Source organism: Pseudomonas sp. D47 (assembly GCF_045447305.1).
Taxonomy (GTDB): domain Bacteria; phylum Pseudomonadota; class Gammaproteobacteria; order Pseudomonadales; family Pseudomonadaceae; genus Aquipseudomonas.
Window position 1 is genome coordinate 21852 of the sequence record NZ_JBJGXU010000072.1, and the last position, 6354, is coordinate 28205.

A 6354-nucleotide genomic window follows, 5' to 3' on the forward strand; every position below is an offset into this window, starting at 1 on the left:
CGTGGCGGTAGGGCGCATGCACTGCTACTGTCTGGGAACGACTGGTGCTGCGTAGGTTCGTACCCATAAGAACGCCATCTTTTTTGAATGGTGCCCAGGGAGATTCACTGTATGCCTGACACTTCGACTGCCATTGCCGAGATTCGCCTGCTCAACAGCGGCTATTCCCGCGAGGCGCGCTCCATGCTCTACCAGGCCTATCGGCATGAGCCGACATGGGCCTACATCTTCGAAGCTGAACGCGCAGGCTATGAACAGCGGGTTCGCGCCACCGTGCGTGAATTGGTCAAGCAGCATTTTTTCCAAAAGCTTCCCGCCATCGGCCTGTTCGTCACCGACCGGCTGATCGGCATCGCCCTGATCGCGCCACCGCAGCGGCGCCTGGGCATTACCGAGAGTTGGGCCTGGCAATTGCGCATGTGGCTGAGCACCGGCGTGCGCGGCACGCGGCGTTACCTGGATTACCATCACGCAGTGCTGGCGTGCCTGCCGAGCGAGTCGGTGCATGTGTTGCCGCTACTGGGCATTCACCCGCAGTTCCAGGGCAAACACTACGGCGAGCAACTGTTGCAGGCCGTGCACAATTGGTGCGCCGAAGACCCGCATTCAAACGGCGTGGTACTCGATACCGGTAACTCACGTTACCTGGATTTCTATAAGCGCCAGGGCTATGAGGAAATCGGTGAAGTGGCCGTAGGACCCGTCCTGGAACATGTGTTTTTTCACCCAAATCCCCAGGCGTTACAGGCTGCAACAGCTTAAGACAGAATTATTCAGATAAATCCGGGTTCAAAGAGTCTCCCTAGCTCGTGTAGCATCCGCGCCTATGAAGTTTCCAGGAAGATTTACCAGCGGCTTGATTCTGCTGTTCACAAGCTGCGGCGCCTTGGCGCAAAGCGAATTGGACGTGCAGGTCAAACCCTCAAACGACGCGTTGAAAGCCAACATTGAAGGCTATATCGGCGGGGTCGGCGATCGTGACGAAGAAGCCTTGCAGCGCTTCAGCCGTGGCGCTGAAGAACAGGCGCGCAAGGCGGCCCAGGCGCTGGGCTTCTATCAGCCACAGATCGCCAGTGATGTGAAAGGCGGCAAGAACCCGCGCCTGATCCTCACCATCGACCCCGGCGAGCCGATTCATTTGCGCAACGTGACCATTCGGGTTGACGGCCAGGCCGCGAGCCTCAAGGCCTTTCGCGTGCCTGAAAGCAGCGAACTCAAATCCGGCGCCGTGCTCAACCACGGCAATTACGAAGACGCCAAGCGTCTGATCCAGAACCAGGCCTCACGCTACGGCTTTTTCAGTGGGCGCTTTACCAGTCAGAAACTTTTGGTCGATCCCCAGGCGGGCGTCGCCGATATCGAACTCATCTACGACAGCGGCGCGCGTTACACCATGGGCAAGGTCAGCTTCGCCGGCGACACGCCCTTTGATGAAGACCTGCTGCAGCGCATGGTGCCGTTCAAAAACGGCGCGCCTTACGATTCCGAACTCATCGCCGAACTCAACCAGAACCTGCAATCGAGCGGCTTCTTCGAGGCTGTGCGCGTGGACGCCACGCCCGCCGCCTCGGCCAATGATGTGATTCCGGTGGCGGTGCAGCTGGAAACCCGCAAACCACGCACCATGGGCCTGGGCCTCGGTTACTCCACCGACGTCGGCCCGCGTGGCAAAGCCAACTGGACCCGCCACTGGGTCAACCCCCAGGGCCACAGCTATGGCTGGGAAGCCGAATTGTCGGCCCCACGGCAAAACGTCGGCCTGTGGTACGACATTCCGTTGGACCCGCCGCTGACCGACAAACTGCGCTTTGCCGGTGGTTACCAGAATGAAGAAATCGCCAATACCGACACCCTGAGCAAGCTGCTCACCCTGGGGCCTGAATGGCACAGCAAATTGCCCAGCGGCTGGACACGCGTCATCTCGCTCAAGTACCAGCGCGAAGAATACCGCCTGGGTAATGACTCGGGCCTCAGTAACCTGGTGATGCCTGGGATCAACTATTCCTACCTGCGCAGCGACAACCGTATCGACCCTCACCATGGCTATCGTTTGATGTTCGATACCAAAGTTGCCAAAGAAGGCCTGGGTTCCGATACCAACCTGCTGTACGGCACAGCGACGATCAAAGGCTTGACCACCCTGTGGGATAACCACCGCTTCCTGGGCCGTGCGCAGTTCGGCGGCAGTGCCACCAACGGCTACAGGTCCGTGCCACCCTCGCTACGCTTCTTTGCCGGTGGTGACCAAAGCGTACGCGGTTACGAATACCAGACGCTGTCGCCCGAGAACGACCGTGGTGACCGCATCGGTGGTCGCTACATGATGGCCCTGAGCGCCGAGTATCAATATTCCATCGCCGAAAAATGGCGGATCGCGACCTTTATCGACCAAGGCAATTCCTTCAACACCCTGGAAATGCCCAGCTTGAAAACCGGTGTGGGCGTGGGTGTGCGCTGGGTGTCGCCGGTCGGGCCGATTCGCCTCGACCTGGCCCATGCCCTCGAAGATCCGGGCGGCATTCGTTTGCACTTTTCCATGGGGCCTGAGCTGTGATACGTGGTTTGAAAATAGCAGGGCTGGCCATTGTGGCGGTCCTTGCCTTGGTGTTGTTGGCGCTGTGGACCGTGCTTGGCACTCAAGCAGGCAGCCGCTGGGCCTTGGGCCAGGTGCCGGGTTTGAGCGTGGAGAATTTCCAGGGGCACCTGGGCGGTCAGTGGAGCGCCGACCATCTCCTGTGGCAGCAAGACACCAGTCGGGTCGAGCTCAATGCACCGAAGTTTGATTGGTCACCGGGCTGCTTGCTGCGCATGACGTTGTGCATCAATCAGCTGGATGTGGAGCAGGTCAGCCTGCAATTCCCGCCGAGCAATGAGCCGAGCAGCGGCCCCATCTCCTTGCCGGATTTGAAGTTGCCGGTTGCCATCCAATTGGGCGACGTTCGCGTCGGTAGCCTGCTGTTTAACGGCAGCGAAGAACTCAAGGGCTTGCAACTGGCGGCGCATTGGACGGCGGCGGGCATGCAGATCGACTCGGTGCATTTGCAGCGTGATGATCTGGTGCTGGACCTGGCCGGCTTGCTGCAGCCTACTGGCAACTGGCCGTTGAGTGCCACCGGCAACCTGAGCCTGCCGTATGCGCCCGGCGGCGCGCCGTGGAAGGTTGCGCTCAAGGTCGACGGCGACTTGCTCAAGACCCTCACGCTGGATGCCGACAGCAGCGGCTACCTGCCCGCCAAACTCAGCGGCGAGCTGCAACCGCTGGTGGAGAACCTGCCCGCCCAATTACGCATCACCGCCGACGGCTTCAAACCCAGCGCCGATTTGCCCGATACCCTGCAACTCAATCAACTGGACCTCACCGCCAAGGGCGACCTGAGCAACGGCTATCAACTACTGGGCAAGGCCGTGCTACCTGCGCAAAAAGGTCCGGTGGACTTGCTGCTGCAAGGCAAGGTCGACGCCAAAGGTGCGCAGATCGCTGGCCTGGATTTGACGGCCGGCGACAAACAAAGCCTTAAGCTCAGCGCCAATCTGGACTGGCAACAAGGCTTCAGTGCCGACGCCAAGATCTACTGGCTGGATTTCCCCTGGCACCGCCTCTACCCACTGATCGACGAGCCGCAGGTGGCATTGCGCACCTTTAATGGTGAAGTCTTCTACAAAGACGGCAACTACCTGGGCAACCTCAAGGCCGACCTCGACGGCCCGGCCGGCAAGTTCAATGTGGTCACGCCGTTCAGTGGCGACCTCAAGCAAGTCTTCCTGCCTGAGCTTAAATTGACGGCGGGCCAGGGCAAGGCCGAAGGCCACCTGAACCTGCAATTTGCCGACGGCATTGCCTGGGACACCGCGCTGGATCTGTCGGCGTTGAACCCGGCGTACTGGGTCGCTGAGTTGCCTGGCACCTTGGCTGGTCCCCTACGCAGCAAAGGCGAGTTCAAAAATGAACAGCTCAAGCTCAATGCCGACCTCGATCTCAAGGGCCGTTTGCGCGGCCAAACCGCCGTGCTGGCGGCCAAGGCCGAAGGCGCGGGTGAGCAATGGACGCTGGCCAACCTGGATATCCGCCTAGGTGATAACCGCATCAACGGCAGTGGCAGCCTGCAACAGCGCCTGGCCGGGCAGATCGACATCAAGCTGGCGCGCCTAGCCCAGCTGTGGCCGCAGTTACGTGGGCAAATCAATGGGCGTGTGGATGTCGCCGGCACATTGAAGGCGCCACAGGGCAAGCTCGACCTCAAGGGGCAGCAACTGGCGTTCGCCGATAACCATCTGCAAAGCCTCAACCTTGGCGCCACGCTCGACAACGCCCAGCGCGCGAAGATCGACCTCAAGGGCAGCGGCATCCAAGCCGGTGAGACCCAGGTCGGCACCCTGACCGCCAGCGCCCAAGGCGATATCAAGAGCCAGAAAGTCCAGCTGGACCTGGCTGGCCCCTTGGTCAAACTGGCCCTGGCCTTGGACGGTAACCTCGACAAAGGCAACTGGCGCGGGCGCCTGGCCAGCGGTGATGTACAAGCCGGCGGCCAGGACTGGAAGCTGCAAGCCCCGGCAAAAATCGAGCGTTTGGCCGACGGCAAGCTGACCTTTTCCGCCCACTGCTGGGTGTCCGGCCCTGCAAGCCTGTGCGGTGAAGACCAACGCCTGATGCCGGAGCCGAAGCTGCGCTACCACCTCAAGCAATTCCCCATCGACAGTCTGGCGGCCTTTTTGCCTAAAGATTTTGCCTGGCAGGGTAAGCTCAATGCCGATGTTCAACTGGACCTGCCCGCCAGCGGCCCTAAAGGTGTGATCGCGGTGGATGCCGGCGGTGGCACCTTGCGCGTCAAGGACAAGGACCAGTGGCTGGACTTCCCCTATGACACTCTGAAACTGGAAACCACCCTTAATCCCCAGCGCATCGACACCCAGCTGAATTTCCGCGGCGGCAAGCTTGGCGAGTTGCTGTTGCAGGCACAGATCAACCCGTTGCCGAAGAACAAGCCGATCACCGGTACTTTCAGCCTCAACGGCCTGGACCTCGCCGTGGCGCGGCCGTTTGTGCCGATGGTGGAAAAACTCAACGGCAAGCTCAACGGCAACGGCCGCATCTCCGGTGGGTTGCTGGCGCCGCAGGTCAACGGCAGCGTGAACCTGGTGGGCGGCGAGGTCTCCGGGCCTGAGTTGCCGATCAGCCTTGAAGGCTTGAACGTGCAGGCGTTGATTGCCGGCGAAAGCGTGCAGTTGAACGGTGCTTGGCACAGCGGCAAGGCCGGGCAGGGCAGCCTCAAGGGGCAGATCGACTGGGGCCAAGCCCTGGCGGTGGACCTTAGCCTGCAAGGCTCGAAACTGCCGGTTACAGTGGAGCCTTATGCGGCGCTGGAAGTGGCGCCGGACCTGAAAATCAGCCTTAAAAACGACAAGTTGGCGATTGCCGGCAAGGTGCACATCCCGCGTGGCGATATCACTGTGCGTGAACTGCCACCGTCGACGGTCAAGGTGTCGGATGACACGCTGATCGTCGGCAGCCAGACCGAAGAGGGCAAGCCGCCGATGGCAATGGCCATGGACATCGACGTGGTGGTGGGCGAGGACCAGCTCAACTTCGCGGGCTTCGGCCTCACCGCCAAGGTGCAGGGCCAGGTGCATATCGGCGACAACATGGACACCCGTGGCGAGCTGTGGCTCAACGACGGTCGTTACCGCGCTTATGGGCAGCGGCTCAACGTGCGGCGCGCTCGGCTGTTGTTTGCAGGGCCGCTGGACCAGCCGTTCCTGGATATCGAAGCGATACGCGTGGTCACCGAGCCGTCCAGGACCGTGACCGCGGGTATTCGCCTGAGCGGCAGTGCCGAACAGCCGACAACGCAGATCTTCTCCGAGCCAGCCATGCCCCAGGAGGATGCGCTGTCGTACCTGGTGCTGGGGCGTTCGCGTAACAATACCGGTGAAGACAACAACATGCTCGCCGAAGCCGCCTTGGGCCTGGGCTTGATGGGCAGTGCCGGGGTGACTTCGGATATCGCCACTAAGCTGGGGATTCAGGACTTCGACCTCGACACCCAGGGCTCCGGCAATAACACCTCCGTGGTGGCCAGCGGCAAGATCACCGAGAAGCTCAGCCTGCGTTATGGGGTTGGGGTGTTTGAGCCGGCGAGCACCATTGCCTTGCGCTACTTGTTGAGCAAGAAGGTGTATCTGGAGGTGGCCAGTGGTGTGGCCAGTTCGCTGGATATTTTCTACAAGCGGGATTTCTAAACCCTTACGCCGTAAAAATGTGGGGGCTGGCTTGTCTGCGATGGGCATGGGTATCTACGCAACTCGGGGTTAGGTAGATATGGGTACATATCCGTTGCTGTGGTAACGGCGGCTATT

General features: G+C 60.7%; 3 protein-coding genes. All 3 read left to right on the plus strand.

Features of this window, described 5'->3' with window-relative positions; translation table 11 throughout:
• The first annotated feature begins 111 nt into the window (after positions 1-111).
• The 3 genes from ACI77I_RS28125 (at position 112) to ACI77I_RS28135 (ending at position 6237) form a co-directional block, all read left to right on the plus strand.
• A complete protein-coding gene (locus ACI77I_RS28125) occupies positions 112-762 on the plus strand; it encodes an N-acetyltransferase (protein WP_094952537.1) in 651 nt (216 codons plus the stop codon).
• Between the two features lie 64 nt (positions 763-826).
• Positions 827-2554 (plus strand): autotransporter assembly complex protein TamA, encoded by a 1728-nt coding sequence (locus tag ACI77I_RS28130; protein WP_406999429.1) that lies wholly within the window; start codon positions 827-829, stop codon positions 2552-2554.
• Positions 2551-6237, plus strand: a complete 3687-nt coding sequence (locus ACI77I_RS28135) for a translocation/assembly module TamB domain-containing protein (protein ID WP_406999431.1) — start codon at positions 2551-2553, stop codon at positions 6235-6237. Before ACI77I_RS28130 ends, ACI77I_RS28135 begins: the two co-directional genes overlap by 4 nt.
• The last annotated feature ends 117 nt before the right edge of the window (positions 6238-6354 follow it).

Bases quoted from the DNA above. Each gene is read 5' to 3' on its own strand.
- ACI77I_RS28130 (WP_406999429.1), top strand. From the start codon at position 827: ATGAAGTTTCCAGGAAGATTTACCAGCGGCTTGATTCTGCTGTTCACA.
- ACI77I_RS28125 (WP_094952537.1), top strand. From the start codon at position 112: ATGCCTGACACTTCGACTGCCATTGCCGAGATTCGCCTGCTCAACAGC.